Source organism: Mesonia aestuariivivens, from assembly GCF_019311235.1.
In the GTDB taxonomy this organism is placed as follows: Bacteria; Bacteroidota; Bacteroidia; order Flavobacteriales; family Flavobacteriaceae; genus Mesonia; species Mesonia aestuariivivens.
Genome location: NZ_JAHWDF010000003.1, coordinates 56,514 through 74,081 on the forward strand (window position 1 = coordinate 56,514; position 17,568 = coordinate 74,081).

At 31.8% G+C, this 17,568-nt stretch carries 17 protein-coding genes; 9 read left to right on the forward strand and 8 right to left on the reverse strand.

What is annotated here, in order from left to right; genetic code table 11:
* Nucleotides 1-353 precede the first annotated feature (353 nt).
* The 5 genes from KW502_RS03495 to KW502_RS03515 form a co-directional block, all read right to left on the reverse strand.
* Nucleotides 354-1,655: an O-antigen translocase gene (locus tag KW502_RS03495; protein ID WP_255554029.1), complete on the reverse strand. Its 1,302-nt coding sequence runs from the start codon at nt 1,653-1,655 to the stop codon at nt 354-356.
* Between the two features lie 104 nt (nt 1,656-1,759).
* Nucleotides 1,760-3,562, reverse strand: a complete 1,803-nt coding sequence (gene typA, locus KW502_RS03500) for a translational GTPase TypA (protein ID WP_219039152.1) — start codon at nt 3,560-3,562, stop codon at nt 1,760-1,762.
* 229 nt (nt 3,563-3,791) lie between these two features.
* A complete protein-coding gene (locus KW502_RS03505) occupies nt 3,792-5,012 on the reverse strand; it encodes a patatin-like phospholipase family protein (protein WP_219039153.1) in 1,221 nt (406 codons plus the stop codon).
* 2 nt (nt 5,013-5,014) lie between these two features.
* Nucleotides 5,015-5,314 (reverse strand): hypothetical protein, encoded by a 300-nt coding sequence (locus KW502_RS03510; RefSeq protein WP_219039154.1) that lies wholly within the window; start codon nt 5,312-5,314, stop codon nt 5,015-5,017.
* 5 nt (nt 5,315-5,319) lie between these two features.
* Complete coding sequence (locus KW502_RS03515) at nt 5,320-5,967, reverse strand: hypothetical protein (protein WP_219039155.1); 648 nt, start codon at nt 5,965-5,967, stop codon at nt 5,320-5,322.
* A gap of 299 nt (nt 5,968-6,266) precedes the next feature.
* Here KW502_RS03515 and kdsA point away from each other — a divergent pair, with 299 nt between their 5' ends.
* The 9 genes from kdsA (at nt 6,267) to creD (ending at nt 14,596) form a co-directional block, all read left to right on the forward strand.
* Nucleotides 6,267-7,085, forward strand: coding sequence for a 3-deoxy-8-phosphooctulonate synthase (kdsA, locus tag KW502_RS03520; RefSeq protein WP_219039156.1), 819 nt, complete (start codon nt 6,267-6,269; stop codon nt 7,083-7,085).
* 79 nt (nt 7,086-7,164) lie between these two features.
* A complete protein-coding gene (locus tag KW502_RS03525; protein ID WP_255554032.1) occupies nt 7,165-8,316 on the forward strand; it encodes a hypothetical protein in 1,152 nt (383 codons plus the stop codon).
* Between the two features lie 15 nt (nt 8,317-8,331).
* Nucleotides 8,332-9,942, forward strand: coding sequence for a BCCT family transporter (locus KW502_RS03530; protein WP_219039157.1), 1,611 nt, complete (start codon nt 8,332-8,334; stop codon nt 9,940-9,942).
* Between the two features lie 3 nt (nt 9,943-9,945).
* Complete coding sequence (locus KW502_RS03535) at nt 9,946-10,803, forward strand: universal stress protein (RefSeq protein ID WP_219039158.1); 858 nt, start codon at nt 9,946-9,948, stop codon at nt 10,801-10,803.
* 111 nt (nt 10,804-10,914) lie between these two features.
* Complete coding sequence (locus KW502_RS03540) at nt 10,915-11,526, forward strand: hypothetical protein (protein WP_219039159.1); 612 nt, start codon at nt 10,915-10,917, stop codon at nt 11,524-11,526.
* A gap of 1 nt (nt 11,527) precedes the next feature.
* Nucleotides 11,528-11,827, forward strand: coding sequence for a winged helix-turn-helix domain-containing protein (locus KW502_RS03545; protein WP_219039160.1), 300 nt, complete (start codon nt 11,528-11,530; stop codon nt 11,825-11,827).
* 97 nt (nt 11,828-11,924) lie between these two features.
* Complete coding sequence (locus KW502_RS03550) at nt 11,925-12,692, forward strand: oxygenase MpaB family protein (RefSeq protein WP_219039161.1); 768 nt, start codon at nt 11,925-11,927, stop codon at nt 12,690-12,692.
* Between the two features lie 54 nt (nt 12,693-12,746).
* Nucleotides 12,747-13,235 (forward strand): hypothetical protein, encoded by a 489-nt coding sequence (locus KW502_RS03555; protein WP_219039162.1) that lies wholly within the window; start codon nt 12,747-12,749, stop codon nt 13,233-13,235.
* A gap of 11 nt (nt 13,236-13,246) precedes the next feature.
* Entirely contained in the window at nt 13,247-14,596 is a 1,350-nt protein-coding gene (gene creD, locus KW502_RS03560; RefSeq protein WP_219039163.1) for a cell envelope integrity protein CreD, read from the forward strand.
* A 144-nt stretch (nt 14,597-14,740) separates the two neighbouring features.
* Here creD and KW502_RS03565 read toward each other — a convergent pair whose 3' ends face one another.
* The 3 genes from KW502_RS03565 to KW502_RS03575 are packed head-to-tail and all read right to left on the reverse strand — an operon-like array spanning nt 14,741 to nt 17,369.
* Complete coding sequence (locus KW502_RS03565; protein WP_219039164.1) at nt 14,741-15,322, reverse strand: DUF1287 domain-containing protein; 582 nt, start codon at nt 15,320-15,322, stop codon at nt 14,741-14,743.
* Between the two features lie 2 nt (nt 15,323-15,324).
* A complete protein-coding gene (locus KW502_RS03570; protein ID WP_219039165.1) occupies nt 15,325-16,158 on the reverse strand; it encodes an endonuclease/exonuclease/phosphatase family protein in 834 nt (277 codons plus the stop codon).
* A 5-nt stretch (nt 16,159-16,163) separates the two neighbouring features.
* Nucleotides 16,164-17,369, reverse strand: coding sequence for an NAD(P)-dependent oxidoreductase (locus KW502_RS03575; RefSeq protein WP_219039166.1), 1,206 nt, complete (start codon nt 17,367-17,369; stop codon nt 16,164-16,166).
* Nucleotides 17,370-17,568: the final 199 nt, after the last annotated feature.

Below are 17,568 nucleotides of genomic sequence, written 5' to 3' on the forward strand. Positions count from 1 at the left end.
TTAAACACAAAAGTCTACTGCTATAATACACTAAACTAAATTCTTTTATTTCTGCTAAATTAGTATTAAGCAAAACAAATAAATAAGAAGCATTAAATCGTGTTTTAAAAAGAAGAAATATTGAAGTTTCAATCAATAAGATAACATAAAATATTATTAAGCTAAGTTTTGAAACAAATTTAAATTTAAAGGACATTAAAAAGTTTATCGCAAAAAAAACAATCAAAGCTAAAAGAATATTAGCTTGTAGGTTCTTGAATGTAGAATAACCAATTTCCTGAAAATAGAGTTCTAGACTAAAGCTTAATATGATAGGATAAGCTAATAATATTAATAATTTACCCTTACAAATATTAAAAAGCTTTTTCACGATTATGTTGATTTTTATAAAAACGGATTATTAAAAACATGATAATAAAAAAATATATAAAATAACTTATTGCATATGCCTTAACTACTCCCTGAATTCCATAAAAGTCGATTAATAAAAAACTAAATATGATGTATAGTAAATTTAATAACCCATTTGAAACTAAATAATATTTAATTAAACGTTTAGCATGAAATTGTTTGACCAATGCAATTGAAATTACAGCTATAAAATCACCTAACAATTGCCACTTAAACAATGTAGCTGTTTGCATAAATTCTTCACTTAAAAGCAGCCTCAATAAATATATTCTTAAAATAAAAATAAATACCAAAGCTATTGTTAATAATGGAATTACAAACTTGTAAAAAGATTTCATCTCAAGCTTAAAAGATTTCCAGTCATTAATTTCTGAAAGTTTAGGTAATAAATATAGGGAAGTTAAACTGATAAAAAACATTGTGTAAAAAGAAGAAATACGATTCATAGCTTCCCAATAACCAGCTGATTCTAAATTAATTTTAGTAATAATTAAATTTCTTACAATCAATAAGCTTACTGAGGTAATAACATAAGAATAAAAACTCATAAAAAGGTACCCACTCATGTTTTTTAAAACTTTGAATGAGAAATAATTTAAATTAAAAAGGTGAAATAATACGTACTTATCTTTTTTGAGTAAAATTAAATTTATCAAGAAAACCAATAAACTACTTGCTACTGTAGCAATTAAAGCTCCAGAAAGTTTAAAAGAATAAATTAAAAATATTAAAACTAACATATTAGATAAGCTCAAAATGGAATTTATCAATACGAGTTTCCTAAACCTTTGCAATCCGTTTAACACATAAATATATAGCAAGTTGAAAGAAAAAAAAGGCAAACAGATTGAAAGTGTTTTAAATACATAACTAAACTCTAAATCTTTTAAAATTAGATAAGCCCAATAATCTGAAGTAAAAAAAATAATAAATCCAATTAAAATTGAAATCATTAAACTCAACTGAAAAATAGTTATTATAAATTCAGTTAATTGTTTTTGATTATTTCGGTATTCAGCCGAATACCTAATTATTCCATTTTGATACCCCTCAGCTGTAAAACTTGAAGTAGTTTGTAAAAAATTTTTAAAATTACCTAACAAAGCTAAACCAGAAGGGCCCAAGAAAAGTGCCGCTGATTTTGAAGAAATTAATCCCGAAATTAACTTTACGGCCACTAATATCGAATTCAAAAACGAGGTCTTTATTAATAAATTGTTTCTATTTAGCTGAGGAAAATTCATTTAGCTGTCTAAAATACGATTTTAGTAATTTTAAATATGCTTAATACATAAAAAACCCTTCATCTAAAAGACAAAGGGTTTTTTATTATAAACTATCTAAAATACTAGATAATTTTATTTCTTTTACGATCATTTTCAGTTAAGTGAATTTTACGTAGTCTTAAGTGATTAGGAGTTACCTCTACATATTCATCTTTCTGAATATATTCTAAAGCTTCTTCTAAACTAAACTTAATGGCAGGTACAATTTTTGCTTTATCATCTGCTCCTGAAGAACGCACGTTAGAAAGTTTCTTTGTTTTGGTAATGTTCACAGCCATATCATCTTGACGTGAATTTTCTCCAATTACCTGACCTTCATAAATATCTTCTCCCGGATCTACAAAGAACCTACCTCTATCTTGTAATTTATCGATCGAATAAGGAATAGCACTTCCTTTTTCCATAGAAACTAAAGAACCATTTAAACGTTCTGGAATACCTCCTTTTAAGGGCTGATATTCTTTAAAACGGTGTGCCATAATTGCTTCACCAGCAGTAGCGGTTAATAGTTGGTTACGTAAACCAATGATCCCACGAGATGGAATGATAAACTCACAAACCATACGGTCGCCTTTAGCTTCCATACTTAACATCTCACCTTTACGTAGGGTTACAAATTCTACCGCTCTACCTGAAACTTCTTCTGGTAAATCGATGGTTAATTCTTCTACTGGCTCACATTTAACACCATCAATTTCTTTGATGATTACCTGTGGCTGCCCAATCTGTAACTCATAACCTTCACGACGCATCGTTTCGATTAATACAGATAAGTGAAGAACCCCACGACCGTAAACCATAAATTTATCGGCACTATCGGTTTCGTGAACTCTTAAGGCTAAATTTTTCTCTAATTCTTTATTTAGACGATCTTTAATGTGTCTTGAAGTTACAAACTTTCCATCTTTTCCGAAGAAAGGAGAATCGTTAATGGTAAACAACATACTCATTGTTGGCTCGTCAATAGCGATGGTTTTTAAACCTTCAGGGTTTTCTAAATCGGCGATCGTATCTCCAATATCAAAACCTTCTAGTCCAACTACAGCACATATATCTCCAGCAACTACTTCTTCTATTTTTCTTCGGCCTAAACCTTCGAAAGTGTGTAATTCTTTAATTCTTGTTTTCCTGATGCTTCCATCACGTTTCACTAAAGAAACTTGCATTCCTTCTTTTAAAATTCCGCGTTGTAAACGACCAATAGCAATTCTTCCTGTAAAAGAAGAAAAATCTAAAGAGGTAATTAACATTTGTGGCGTACCATCTCTATCTACTTTTGGTCCAGGAATATGCTCCATAACCATATCAAGAAGTGGTTCGATATTATCAGTTTCGTTTTTCCAATCGTCACTCATCCAGTTATTCTTTGCAGAACCGTAAACGGTTGGAAAGTCTAACTGCCATTCTTCAGCACCCAACTCAAACATTAAGTCGAATACTTTTTCATGTACGATATCTGGAGTACAGTTTTCTTTATCTACTTTATTTACAACCACACAAGGTTTTAAACCAAGATCGATCGCTTTTTGAAGTACAAAACGCGTTTGAGGCATTGGTCCTTCAAAAGCATCTACTAGTAATAAAACTCCATCTGCCATGTTTAAAACACGTTCTACTTCACCACCAAAATCGGCGTGACCAGGAGTATCGATAATATTAATTTTAGTATCTTTATATGTTACTGAAACATTTTTAGAAGTAATCGTGATTCCACGTTCACGTTCTAGATCGTTATTATCTAAAATTAGATCTCCCGTATTTTCGTTCTCACGAAATAAACGACAATGGTACATAATTTTATCAACCAGAGTAGTTTTACCGTGGTCTACGTGTGCAATAATTGCAATATTCTTAATTGCTGTCATAAAAAGCCTCATTTAAAAGGCTGCAAATGTAAGCTTAATTTTCTGTAAATAAAGCTTTAAACGAAAAATATAACTGCTATTTAATGTAATAATTAAATTATTACCCTAAACACTTAGCGCTTAAACATATCGATATGGTTTTTTTGAAAAAAAATTCATAAAGGTTTAAAACATTATTGATGCTAAAATCTCTTGACAAAAATGTATTTGTTTGTAAAATAAATTCGAATTATAAAGTTTTCTGTCTTCTAATTTCTTTATAAGCTTCCCAATCAAAATTCTCTAAAAAAGCTAATCCTTTTTTGGCACCTAGCAGAAACAGTTCTTTTTGGCGTTGAGCACTCATATTAAAGTTAAGCCAGTTGAAATGCTCATTGGCATCAATATGGCAAATTAATTTTCTATAGTCAGGGTTTTTCAGAATAAAATCGTAATCATGTATTTGGCGCATTGTACTAATAATAGCCCACGTGTAACTAAAGAAACCTGAAGTTTTACTATAATTTTTACGGTGTGTACTCAGCCTTACTCCAAAAGTAGGATGACTAGGTATTCTGTCTAAATGAAAAATATTAATAGGAAAGTTAGACAATAAACCACCATCTACAAACTTTACAGTTTTGGGCACTTCTCCATAATAACCTGCGTGCGTGATCCATTGTTTATTTAAAATTTCTCCCTGATGCGGAAGATTATTTTTCATATAAGGCTCAAAAAATACAGGAATAGACATTGATGCTCTAACAAATTCTGACGGAGAGACTTCCGAAACATTTTGCCAATATAAATGTGCCATTTTAGGAAATTCTACTTTAGTATGAGTACTTACTTCTGAAGTTACAATAGCTAATTTCGGAGCTACTATTTTCGAATTAATTTTTCTGTGGTGAAGCTCAGGTAATATACTCCGCTTTGCCTTTAGATCTTTGTAAGTACAAATACCTTCTTCATTTAAATGAAAAGACAGCCATTCTTTCAAATTATCACCAGGATTTAGACCTAGTTTATTTTTAAGTAAAAAATAAATAGAACAAGAATGCCATAATACACTGATAAGAAAACCAGCTTTACCTTCAATACGATTTTGCAAAAAACGTTTGATTCCTCGAGGTCCGTCTACCAAATCAAAAAGATTTTTATCTGCCAGAATTTGGAGTAATTTCACAGAAACTGGTTTCCCTACATTTTCTAAAGAAGCCATTAATAAAGTACTAATTGCTCCGGCAGAAGTTCCTGCTAAACTGTAAAAACGAATACCTGCTTGCTCTAATATATAGGTATAACCTACTAAACTTATTCCTAAAACACCACCGCCTTCTTGTACTAAATCTACATACTGGTTTCCATCTTCATCGATAAGGTCTGAAAATATTTTACCAGATTCCTTCAACGCTCTTGCTCTTGCTACCAATTGAGTAAGCTCTTCACCTCCTAGAAAATCTTTTCCCATCTTTAAATCACCTTTCCGAATAAGTCTATTATTATTCCGGCAAATTTTTCAGAATTGGCTACTATCTTATTAATTTTTGTATTTCTTCTAGAAGCAGATTTTACGATAAGCATTAATTCGGCAAAGGCTTCTACATCGGCAGGTTCAGGAAAAATCTCAACAATGTCTTTTTGAGTCAATCTAGTTAGTGCTGCTAATTCTAGCGTTAACTCCTCGTCGGTTTCGACTGCAGCTTTTTCAGCTGCATTTTTAGCTGTTCTTTCAAAATTGTCCCAGTCTATTGAAGTGTTTTTTTTTACCATATGATTTAGAATTTAGATAAAATTTCTTTCAGTTTTGCTTTATATTCTTCTATTCGCTGTTCTATTTCTTTCGCTTTTTCTGCCTGAAAGACCAATTCATCGGTAATCATTTCAGCTTCAGCTAAAATTTTATCGGTATCGGTTTGCGCCACCCCTAACCTATCTAAATAACGTTGGCGGTTCTCGTCTACTTTCGCTGCTGTGTATAAATAAGAAGTTATCGTATTATTTAATTGATTGGTAACGGCATATTTTTGCTGAATTGCATTCGACAAATCACTTTCTAATTGATTTAAAGGCTCTATTAGCTCTTGATATTTACGTTGGGTTTGGAACTGAATTTCTGGAGCTGTTTTTAATATGAACTCTAAACGATCTTGTTTGTTTTCTGAAGTTACAATTTGCTGCCAAACTTGCTCTATACCTGCTTGGCTAAAAAAATTAGTCGCAAATATTGGCAACCATTCCTCGTAAACAAAGTCGCTTATTTGTTTACGCTCATTTTCAAAAAAAACTTTAATAAGCTGCTGATGCGAATGTTCTAATTCTTGGAGTTGAATACCTATTTCTTCTGAAAGTTCTGGCGCTTGTTTAGGAACACTTACACACGACACAAAGATAAAAGCTAGAAAATAAAATAGTTGCTTTTTCATAAACATATAATTACGCCTAGAAAATTAATCATTTCATTTTTTATTTAAGAAGACTATTTTGTTAAAATATTAATTAACATCTAACAAAAACACAAAGAGAAACACTTCTTCTTTAATTGAAAAATATAAGCTAAAAAAATATCATTCTTTATAAAATGAAGTTCAACTAATCACCAACCTCATATTTCATAATTTCAGGAAGTGCATTTTATAATTCAATTTCAGAAAAAATGATCCTTAAAATGAAAAATTGCTAAGCAAGTCGAATTAAATTACATTTGTAAAATAAATACTGCGATATGAAATTAGAAAAGATTCCGAATATAAAACACTTAAATAAAGATAATTTCTTTTTACTTGCCGGCCCTTGCGCCATTGAAGGTGAAGAGATGGCCTTACGTATTGCTGAAAAAGTAGTTACTATTACAGATAAATTGGGCATTCCGTATGTTTTTAAAGGAAGTTTTAAAAAAGCCAACCGAAGTAGAATAGATAGTTTTACAGGAATTGGCGATGAAAAAGCATTAAAAACTCTTCGTAAAGTTTCAGAAACTTTTAACGTTCCTACAGTTACAGATATTCACGAGGTTAGTGATGCTCAAAAAGCTGCTGAATTTGTAGATATTTTACAAATCCCCGCATTTTTGGTTCGTCAGACAGACTTAGTTGTAGCTGCTGCTAATACAGGAAAAGTAGTGAATTTAAAGAAAGGGCAATTTATGAGTCCAGAAAGTATGAAGCATGCCGTTACTAAAGTTACCGATTGTAATAATGAGCAAGTGATGGTTACCGATCGTGGTACTATGTTTGGTTACCAAGATATGATTGTAGACTTTAGAGGTATACCCACCATGCGAGAATTTGCACCCACCGTTTTAGATGTAACACATTCTTTACAGCAACCCAATCAAAATAGCGGTGTTACTGGAGGAAGACCAGATATGATAGAAACTATTGCGCGTGCTGGAGTGGTAAATAACGTAGATGGCTTATTTATAGAAACTCATTTTGATCCTGCTCATGCAAAAAGTGATGGCGCTAATATGCTTGATCTTCAATATTTAGAAAAACTATTATCTAATTTGGTTGCGATTAGAAAAACTATCAAAAAGTTCTAAATCTTTATTAATGTTTAATTTCTTTTAGGCGGTTGTGAAATTTTCGCCTAATTTTCCAACCAACCAAAAAATTAAACTATTGAAAATCCAAAAACTACCTAGTTATTTATGGCTATTCGTTTTTTTTATATCCCCCTATTTAGCGATTAGCCAAGAGAAAGAAGAAACAGAAAAACCTAAGCTTGAAATAGGAGGTGCTGTACGTTTTAATTACGTTAATTCTTCTTGGAAAAAAGAGCAAAAATCAAAAGGAGGAGAGTTTGGTTATGATATGATAGCCATTAAACCGAAAGCTTCCTACAAAAAATTATCATTAAATGCCGAATATAGATTTTACTCAGAAGCATTTGGTGGTGGCTTTTTAAAACAAGGTTGGGTAGCTTATCATTTTAATAATGAAGACCAATTGCAATTGGGATTAGTATATGTACCTTTTGGAATTCAGCAATACAATTCTAATAATTGGTTTTTTAATATTACATACTATGTAGGCTTAGAAGATGACCACGACATGGGGTTAAAATATGTTCATGAAGATAAAAATTTTGAATATGCTTTTGCCTTTTTTAAAAATGCTGAAGAAACAAAGTTTACTGGAGGTGAAGAAAATGATGCTAGCAGATATGCATACGATGTCGTAGGTAGAAATAAAGAAACCAACCAAGTAAACGGAAATATAGTTTGGAAATTTGGAGATAGAACTAATCACAGATTAGGTTTTTCTGCTCAATACGGTCAATTATACAATTTAGATACTCAAAAAAATGGAGATCATTATGCCTTAGCATTGCATTATGAAGTTTATTATGATCAATGGAATTTTAAAATTAGTTTAAATAAAGTTGCACATAACCTCAAAAATGCGGCAGATCAACCTTCAGACCGAGTTCAAATGGGAGCCTATGGAACTCCGTATGAAGTTGCTGCTAATTTTAATATTTATACACTTTCTGCTTCTAGAAAATTCAAAATAAATTGGGGACCCTTAGAACAAATAGAAGCTTATAATGATTTTGGTTGGATGCAAAAAAAGAAAGATGAATTTGATTCTTCTCTTATGAATGTGATTGGTTTTAAAGTTACCGCAGGAAATTTACTCACCTTTGTAGATTATGCCGCAGGATATAATCATTCTTGGTTAGGCGGTAATTTTGTAGATGATTTTTCAACAGGAACTCCCAATGCAAAATGGGAAGCCCGATTTAATATTAATGTAGGTTACTACTTTTAATTTAACAACTAATTTATGGCAAAAAAAGTTACTAGAAGCGACGAAAAGAAATCAATATTTGGGCTAGATGTGAACGGACCAGTGTTCTTTACTTCTACCATTATTATTATTATAAGTATTGTATTAACTATTGTTTTTGAAAAGAAAGCACAAAAAATATTCGAAGACATTCAACATGCCGTCGCAGAAAAAGCGGATTGGTTTTTTATTCTTACTATTAATTTATTTTTAATTTTTCTAGTTTATCTAGCTGTAGGTAAATATGGAAAATTACGTATTGGCGGTCAAAAAGCAAAACCAGAATTTAAAACCGGGTCTTGGTTTGCCATGTTGTTTAGTGCAGGTATGGGTATTGGGTTACTCTTTTTTGGAGTTGCAGAACCCGTTAAGCACCTTCTTCACCCTGCTACCGCAGAACCAAATACTGTTGCTGCTGCTCAAGAAGCAATGAATTTTACCTTTTTACATTGGGGTTTTCACGCTTGGGGTGTTTATGCACTGGTGGGTTTAGCGCTTTCTTATTTCACCTATTCAAGAGGTTTACCGTTAACGATACGATCTATATTTTATCCGTTTTTAGGAGATAAAATTCACGGAAAAATTGGAGATGCCATCGATATTTTTGCAGTACTAGCCACTTTGTTTGGTTTAGCTACTTCATTAGGTTTTGGAGTTCAGCAAATTGCAAGCGGACTTAATCATGTTTTTGGTGTTCCTGACGGAACTCTTACACAAGTATTATTAATTGCAGGAATAACTCTTATTGCAACAACTTCTGTGGTATTAGGTGTAGATAAAGGAGTTAGAATTTTAAGTGAATGGAATATGCGTATTGCCGTTGTATTATTACTTTTAGCATTAATCTTAGGGCCTACCATATTTATTTTTAGATCATTTGTGGAGAATACAGGAAGTTATTTTTTCAATTTCTTAAAAATTTCTACCTGGAGTGAAACCTTTGAAGGTACTTCTTGGCAAAATGATTGGACTGTCTTTTATTGGGGATGGTGGATTGGTTGGTCTCCGTTTGTGGGAATGTTTATCGCCAGAATATCTAAAGGTAGAACCGTAAGAGAATTTATTTTAGGAGTTTTATTAGTTCCTTCATTAGTGACTTTTTTCTGGATGTCTGCTTTTGGGAGCGTTGCCATTCAACAAGCTTTAGGTGGAGATTCTAATATCGTTGCTGCCGTACAAAATGATGTTGCAACTGCTCTATTTGTGTTCTTTGAAGACTATCCATTCTCGATGATTATTAATGTAGTAGGGGTAATTCTTATTGCTGGTTTCTTTATCACCTCTTCAGATTCAGGCTCGTTAGTGGTAGATAGTTTAACCTCTGGGGGTAAAATAGACTCACCAATTGGTCAACGTATTTTTTGGGCTGTAACCGAAGGTACTGTGGCTGCAGTTTTATTAATTGGAGGTGGCTTAGAAGCTTTACAAACCGCCACCATAGTTACAGGACTTCCATTTGCGGTAATTCTGCTTATTATGTGCTATTCGCTATATAAAGGCTTAAAAGAAGATTACTTAAAATTAGAAAAGAAAAAAACCGAAAAGCAAATGGACGACTATGAAGAAGTCGTAAAAGAAATTGTAGCAAGAAGAAATAAAAAAGAATAATAAATGGAAAATGTAAAAAATATTTTAGTTGCGTTAGACCTCACCTCTATAGACAATCACCTTATTGAATACAGCTCTTTTTTAGCTGAAAAGTTTGAAATTGAAAATGTTTATTTTGTACATAACATCAAAAAGTATGAAATTTCAGAACTTTTTGCAGATGAACTTAACGAGGTAAACCTCGATCAACTTATTGGTGATGAGCTTAATGAAAAAATAGAAAATAAATTTAAAGCCAATGCAAATTGGGAAGTACTTATTTCAGAAGACTCTAATACAGAATCTCTGATTGATTATATTGTGAATAAATACCAAATTCATCTCACTTTAATTGGCAACAAATCTTCTAAAGATGGCACGGGAGTAGTTACGGCTAAATTACTGCGTTTATTAAAATGTAGTATTCTTAGTGTACCTAAAACAGCAGAATTAAGTTTTGAAAATATTTGGGTAGGTACAGATTTTTCAGGGCACTCTAGAAAATCTTTTCAATTTATTGAGCAATTAAGAAAAAAATTCCCGCTTACAGTAAATGCTGTACACGTGTACCAAGTACCAATTCAATTTTCACCATATGTACCTAAAGCTGATGCGATGGTTAAAATTGAAAAACACCTTCAACAAAAATCTACTAAGTTTTTTAACAAGTTTGTAATTTCAAAACCCGAAAGTGTTGAATTGATTTACGCAAAAGACAAAAGTGTTAGTGAAAAGTTCTTGTTTGAAATTGAAAAGAAAAAACCAGATTTAGTTATCCTTTCAGACAAGGGTGGCAACAATATCTCTTCACTTTTAATAGGAAGTTTAACAGAAGAAATTTTTGATGAGAGCTTAACCGCTCCTCTATTGATTGTTAAATAACAATTCACCTATTATTATAATAAAAAGCCCCACATTTATGTGAGGCTTTTTATTTTTTGTTTGCACAAATCATTTATTTACATTTACTTTGTTTTTCAAAGTACTTTAAATATGCAGAAAGATTATTTTAAAGACCTATCAGAAATCAAAGACTTAATGAATAAGTCTAGCCGATTTATCTCATTAAGCGGACTTTCAGGAATACTCGCAGGAAGTTATGCGCTTATCGGAGCCGGAATAGCTTATCTTTATATTCTTCCGTCGGATGTAACGATAGATCACTCGGCAAATGATTCAATGATAATTTACTACCTTATTGTAGACCTCATCCTCATAGCTGCTTTAAGTATTTTTTCAGCGATTATATTAACCATCAAGAGAGCTAAAAGCAATGAAGAGAAGATTTGGGACGCAACCACTCAACGTTTATTGCTTAATTTTCTAATTCCATTAGTTGCTGGGGGTATTTATATCTTAATACAAGCGTATCAACAAAATTATAGCTTGAGTCCAGCTCTTATGCTAATTTTCTATGGTCTTGCGCTGGTTAACGCTTCGAAATTCACTATCGGTAACGTAAAATATTTAGGTTATTCCGAATTAATTTTAGGCCTTATTTGTGCTGCATTTTCTGGTTATGGTTTATACTTTTGGGCTTTAGGCTTTGGAGTTTTGCATATTGTCTATGGAGCCTTGATGTTGAGAGAAGAAAAAAGACAATAATTTGAGTATCATAGATAATATAAATAAGCTTTTTGATCACCGAATTCGTTTGGGAATTATGTCGATTTTAATGGTGAATGAAAAAGTGAATTTTAAACGCCTAAAAGAATTACTAGAAGTGACCGATGGCAACCTCGCCAGTCATATAAAAGCCTTAGAGAAATCCGAATATATTGTAGTTGAAAAATCGTTTATCGATCGTAAACCAAATACTCAATATGGAGCTACTAAGTTAGGCAGAGCCGCTTTTAAAAAACATATTGAAGCATTAGAAAATATTATAAAAAGACAAATGAAATAAAGTCGATTTTTTTTATTATTCACTTTGAATTTCAAAGCAAAAGTAATGGCTAAATTTTAGATGAATTAAAAGGCTATAATCAAATAGATTGAATACTATGAAAACTTATTTTGTGCTACAAGATTCTATTGTTTACAAGATTTGGGGCAAAGCAGATACGGTAATGTTTATATTTGCTGGAGCTGCTGCCAAGTTTGCCCTAAATATAGCGGTAGATTGGTTGTACTTTACCGGCAAGCTCCCTTCCGATCCTTTAGGTAGATTACTTTCTACTGTTAATTATGCTAAAGTAATTATTTTTGCTGAAGAAAAAACCGCTATACAAGCCATACAGCAAATGAATCATATTCACCACAAAGTAGAAGAAAAACGCGGTTTTAAAATACCTGATTGGGCCTATCGCGATGTATTATTTATGTTGATTGATTATTCAATTTGTGCTTACGAAAGTCTAGAACGCAAATTGACTTCCGCAGAAAAAGAAGAAGCGTTTTACGTTTTCAATCGTGTAGGAAAATTAATGCAAATATCAGAATTACCAAAAAGTTTTGATGAATGGGAGAAACAGCGAAAACTTCAGCTTCAAGAAAATTTTGCATACAGTGATTACACTCGAGATTTATTTCTTCAATATAAAAAACATTTGGAAGTTTTTAGGTATCGATTGGTACTAGAAGTACAAACATTAATGGCTCCGAAGCCTATCAAAAAATTTTTGAATTTTAGAGCGTATTCTTTACTAAAACTAATTATACCAATTTATATATTAAGTGAATTATTGAAAATCGATGCTTTTTTTAAAGCAATTATTTTACCAAATGCTTATAAAGTTCAAATTAAAGCATTAGACCATCAACCTAACTAATCTATTTTTTTAATCTTTTACTTTGAAATTCAAAGTACTTTAAAATATATTATAATGCGAAAAAAACTTGTCATCTTTCTGTTCGAAGTTTCGAAAACCCTCTACACAAAATTTTTTAAACAGAACCATTTACCGTGGGATCTTACTACGGTAGAGCTACTAGAGTTTCCTCCCGAAACTTTTGGTTATCATTTAGGTGAATTTCTCCAGAAAAATAATTTCGAACTTCTTCCAAAAGTCGAACGTCACGATGCATATCACACGCTTACTAATTACGGAACGGAAGTAGAAGAAGAAATTGGATTGCAATTTTTGTGTATGGGTAATGGCAAAAAATGCCCCTATATGTACGGAGCAATTTTGTTAGGAACACTAATTCTGCCAGAGTATTTATCGCTTTATCTTAAATCTTACCAAGTAGGCAGAGCAGCCGAGCCGTTTCATCATTTCGATTACGAACAAATTATACATCTGGATTACGAACTTTTTAAATCTACAATATTTAGTAAAAATACTTCAACGCTTCAACTCATCAGAAATTAAAATCAAATTATATGGAAACGCAAAAAGGAAAATTTGGAAACTGGTTAAAAAACTCTATCACTGCAAAAATGCTAGTAATTGGTATTTTAGCTTTGGTATTATTAATACCACTAAGTTTTGTAAAAGAAATTATTTATGAACGTTCAATTCGGCAAACACAAGTAATTTCAGAAATTAATCAAAAATGGGGAAATGAGGTTTTGCTTTCTGGACCTATTTTAAAAATACCGTACCATTATTATACCGAAAAAACAGAATATGACCAAAAGCGGAAAGAAGATATCACAAAACGTGAAGTACACCTCTCCTACCTTTACTATTTTCCAGATGAATTAAATATCGATGCAAAAGTAGAAACAAAGCCATTAGAACGTAGTATTTATAAATCTGTAGTTTATCATTCTCAACTTCAATTAAAAGGATATTTCCCTAAAATTTCTATGGAAGAATTTGAAATTCCAGATGAAAATATACTTTGGGATAAGGCTACAATTTTAGTAAAAACATCGAATTTGAAGGGAATTAAAAGTGAGCTTGAAATTCAACTCGGTTCACTTTCTTCACAACTTATGCCTATTTACAATCAAGAAAGTTTGAAAACGCTACAATCAGATCCAATTTCAAAATTTAATGAAGTAAAAGATGCTAAAATTCCGTTTGAGTTTTCAATGAATATTAATGGAAGTGAAAGTTTAAAATTTATTCCTATAGGAAAAACAACCAATGCCAAAATGACTTCGAATTGGGCTTCGCCAAGTTTTGATGGAAACTTTTTACCCGAAGATGGCTCTCGAAATATTAGTTCAGACGGATTTGAAGCTGAATGGAAAATCTTACAAATTAACCGACAGTTTGAGCAATCGTTCAGGGATAACCTTCCCAATTTATCTCAGTTTGCTTTTGGTACAAATTTAATAATTACTATAGACGATTATCAAAAGAATGAGCGTACCGCCAAATATGGGTTTATGGTAATTAGTCTAACGCTAATGGTTTTCTTTCTAATACAGATCGTTAGTAAAATATATATTCATCCCTTTCAATATTTAATGATTGGTTTGGCATTAGTGATGTTTTATTGTTTACTCATTTCTATATCGGAGCATGCTACTTATTTTAAAGCCTACCTCATTGCAGGAAGTTCGGTTTTAATATTAATTACTATTTATTCTAAATTTATTTTTAAGAATATTAAATTTCCTTTACTAATAGTTTTTTCTTTAGCTGCAGTTTATAGCTTTATTTATGTAATTATTCAGCTAGAAAATTATGCCTTGTTAATAGGAAGTATCGGGTTATTTATGATTCTAGCAATCATTATGTTCGCTTCCCGAAAAATAGATTGGAGTTCGGCTTCTTAATTAAAATACTGCCTAAAATGGCTCGTTTATTTTCTCTCGATTAATGTTTTCTGATAGAATCATAATTCAAATGATGATATTTTAAAATTTAAAGGATAATAATTCCAAATTAGGCAGTTTTTTTTTACTTAAAATTTGAGTTCTTTACAGTGGTTGATAACGGTAGTGACCACTAATTTTATAAGAAAATAATACATCTTCTATAACTTGACCACCACCAATATTATGAACAATTAAAAAACGTTGCTCATCTAAAGATTTTTTGTTAACCACAATACCAATATGTGTAAGAGCGCCATTCAAATTCCATGAAACGATATCGCCTGGTCGGTAATCTTCTGCGTTTTGAGTTATTGATAACTCTTTACCATTTCTAGAGAAAAATTTCATTAGATTAGGTACACGACGATGGTCTATATTTTTATCAGTAACAGAAAGACCCCATACTTTTGGATAGTCTGAAAAATGAGCTTTCATATCTTCATGAACTTGTTTTTGGAGGTCAATGTCTAGCTTTCGATAAGCTCTAATAATAACATCGGTGCACACTCCTTTATCTTTGGGTACATCTCCATTTGGGTAATCGATTGAAAAATAAGAAGGATCATAACTAACCTCTTGCTTTGTTAGCGAAATTGCAGCAGCTGATAATTTTTCTAAAAAAGTCTGTTGACCACATAAACCTTGAGTTATGAAAAATATAAAAAATAACAGATTAACTTTCATTACTACCTTACTTCTACTTTTACAAACACTGGTAAATGATCGGAAGCATACCTCCCACCTTCATTATCACTTAAAACCGCATAAGTATTAACTTTTATAAGATCTGAATAAAAAACATAATCTATTCTATGCGTGACAGGTTTTGAAAAATTGAAATCATTATAAGTCCCTGAAGGGCCTAATTTTATTTCAGCGGAAGATTCTGCAGCATCATTCAAAAAAGATTTTACATATTGAATAGGTGCTGAAGTTGACTCTAGATTGAAATCTCCGGTTAAAAAAACTGGATAATTTTCAGTATTAATTTCTTTTATTTTTTCAACTATTAAACGTGCACTATTAATTCTGGCCTTATCTCCTTGATGATCAAAATGAGTATTAAAGAAATAAATTTTAGCCCCGCTTTCCTTATCTTCTAACAGCACATAGGTACAAATTCTGTTTAAACTTGCATCCCAACCTTTAGAAATTTTATCTGGAGTTTCTGATAGCCAAAACGTATTATTTGATAGCATTTCAAATTTAGTTGTATCGTAAAAGACAGCACTAAATTCTCCTTTTTCTTCGCCATCTCTTCCTATACCTATTCGGTTATAAGTTGGTAGTTGCTTTTCTAAATAATAAACTTGTTCTGCTAATGCTTCTTGAACACCAAAAATATCGGGATGATAGAATTTAAGCTGATTAGCTAAAAATGATTTTCGGTTTGACCAACTATTTTCTCCATCATTTTCATTGGCATAACGAATATTATAACTCATAGCGGTAAACTCTTGTGCCCATAAGTTTGCTGCAAAAATGATCGATAATACTAACAGTAAAATTCTTTTATTCATAGTGTTTATTCTTTTCCTTCAATATAATCTTGTAAATATTTAAAACGAGGTGTTAATTTCCCCTGAAAAGTCATTCTAGCTCTTTCTAAAATTCCGTCTTCATCTTCATTAAAAAATGCAGGAATTACCTTTTCTAAAAACATTTCTCCAAAACCTTCGCTCGCATCATGTGGCAATTCACACGGTAAATTATCAACCGCCATTACTGTTATAGCTTTAGAATCATTAAATTTCACTTCTTTTTCAGTTTGGGGGTCATAACCATAAAATGGCTCAGCAATAGTTGAGGGTCGCAAGGTACTGGCGATAGGGCCTTCAATATCACAACTTATATCGGCAACTAAATTAATTTTAAATTCAGTTTGTTTAGCATCTTCTTTTGTGAATAAAGATGGAGCTCCATCTCCGTAAAAATGACCAGCCATAAATACATCGCTTACTTTAGCAAAACGCATAAAATCAGATTCGTATTCATCTGGATTATTATAAAAATCGTAACGATCGAGGTTTTTACCATCTTTACGTTTGTTATAATCGAGCACGTCGATCTGGCAGAAAACCGCTTCTTTAAAGTCGTTCACCAAATAATCTTTTACATTAACTTCTTTTAAATTAAGGTGCTCTAAAATCTCTCTTGCTCCATGAGCAACTTTTCCGTTACCAGAAAGAACGATTTTAAGATTTGGTAATTTTACTTTTTTTAATTCTTTAATTACAGATTTATAATCTTGTAAGTCTTCCACTTTTTTTAACTGAAACGTTTTTTCTCGCAGACCAAAAGCTCTAAATCCATTATAAGCGCCTACAATACCGGCATAACGACCAAAACCAATTAAACGATTACCGTTGCTATCTGTTATAGTTTCGTGATCAAAAAGTTCTATGTTTTTTTCTAGAATGCTTTGCAACAGTTCTCGGTTATAAGATTGTTTTTTTATGGTATGTGAAAAGAAAAAATATTTTTTATTAGGAATTAAAGCGGAAATAGGAACTTCTTTTACCCCTAGAAGTACATCACAGTCTGATAAATCTTTTGTAACTTCAAACCCTAGCTTTTGATAATCTTTGTCTGGAAAAACACGAATAGATGAAGTTTCTACCTTTATTTGTGCTTCAGGGTATCTTTGTTGAAGTTGTTTAAGCTTAGTTGGTGAAAACACCACCCTTCTATCGGCAGGTATTTTTCGCTCGCTAATGATTCCTATTTTCATATATTTTCTATGTTTTAAGTTTAGCCTGACAAACTTATCTTGGCATAAGCTTTGTTATTTAAATGTTGTTGGGTAAATATATGATTTTATTGTATCTTTGCCAGCCTTACTTAGAAGTAAGTAGTTCTTTTATATATTATTTTTGCGTTAGGGATAGTAGTGAAAATCCCACAGCCCGATAGGGCGAGGAATTGTAGCG

Excerpts from the sequence above, each read along its gene's own strand:
- KW502_RS03575 (WP_219039166.1), bottom strand. The coding sequence starts at position 17,369 with ATGAAAATAGGAATCATTAGCGAGCGAAAAATACCTGCCGATAGAAGG.
- KW502_RS03535 (WP_219039158.1), top strand. The coding sequence starts at position 9,946 with ATGGAAAATGTAAAAAATATTTTAGTTGCGTTAGACCTCACCTCTATA.
- KW502_RS03495 (WP_255554029.1), bottom strand. The coding sequence starts at position 1,655 with ATGAATTTTCCTCAGCTAAATAGAAACAATTTATTAATAAAGACCTCG.
- KW502_RS03515 (WP_219039155.1), bottom strand. The coding sequence starts at position 5,967 with ATGAAAAAGCAACTATTTTATTTTCTAGCTTTTATCTTTGTGTCGTGT.
- typA (WP_219039152.1), bottom strand. The coding sequence starts at position 3,562 with ATGACAGCAATTAAGAATATTGCAATTATTGCACACGTAGACCACGGT.
- KW502_RS03565 (WP_219039164.1), bottom strand. The coding sequence starts at position 15,322 with ATGAAAGTTAATCTGTTATTTTTTATATTTTTCATAACTCAAGGTTTA.
- KW502_RS03510 (WP_219039154.1), bottom strand. The coding sequence starts at position 5,314 with ATGGTAAAAAAAAACACTTCAATAGACTGGGACAATTTTGAAAGAACA.
- KW502_RS03505 (WP_219039153.1), bottom strand. The coding sequence starts at position 5,012 with ATGGGAAAAGATTTTCTAGGAGGTGAAGAGCTTACTCAATTGGTAGCA.
- KW502_RS03570 (WP_219039165.1), bottom strand. The coding sequence starts at position 16,158 with ATGAATAAAAGAATTTTACTGTTAGTATTATCGATCATTTTTGCAGCA.
- KW502_RS03555 (WP_219039162.1), top strand. The coding sequence starts at position 12,747 with ATGCGAAAAAAACTTGTCATCTTTCTGTTCGAAGTTTCGAAAACCCTC.
- KW502_RS03540 (WP_219039159.1), top strand. The coding sequence starts at position 10,915 with ATGCAGAAAGATTATTTTAAAGACCTATCAGAAATCAAAGACTTAATG.
- creD (WP_219039163.1), top strand. The coding sequence starts at position 13,247 with ATGGAAACGCAAAAAGGAAAATTTGGAAACTGGTTAAAAAACTCTATC.
- KW502_RS03550 (WP_219039161.1), top strand. The coding sequence starts at position 11,925 with ATGAAAACTTATTTTGTGCTACAAGATTCTATTGTTTACAAGATTTGG.
- kdsA (WP_219039156.1), top strand. The coding sequence starts at position 6,267 with ATGAAATTAGAAAAGATTCCGAATATAAAACACTTAAATAAAGATAAT.
- KW502_RS03530 (WP_219039157.1), top strand. The coding sequence starts at position 8,332 with ATGGCAAAAAAAGTTACTAGAAGCGACGAAAAGAAATCAATATTTGGG.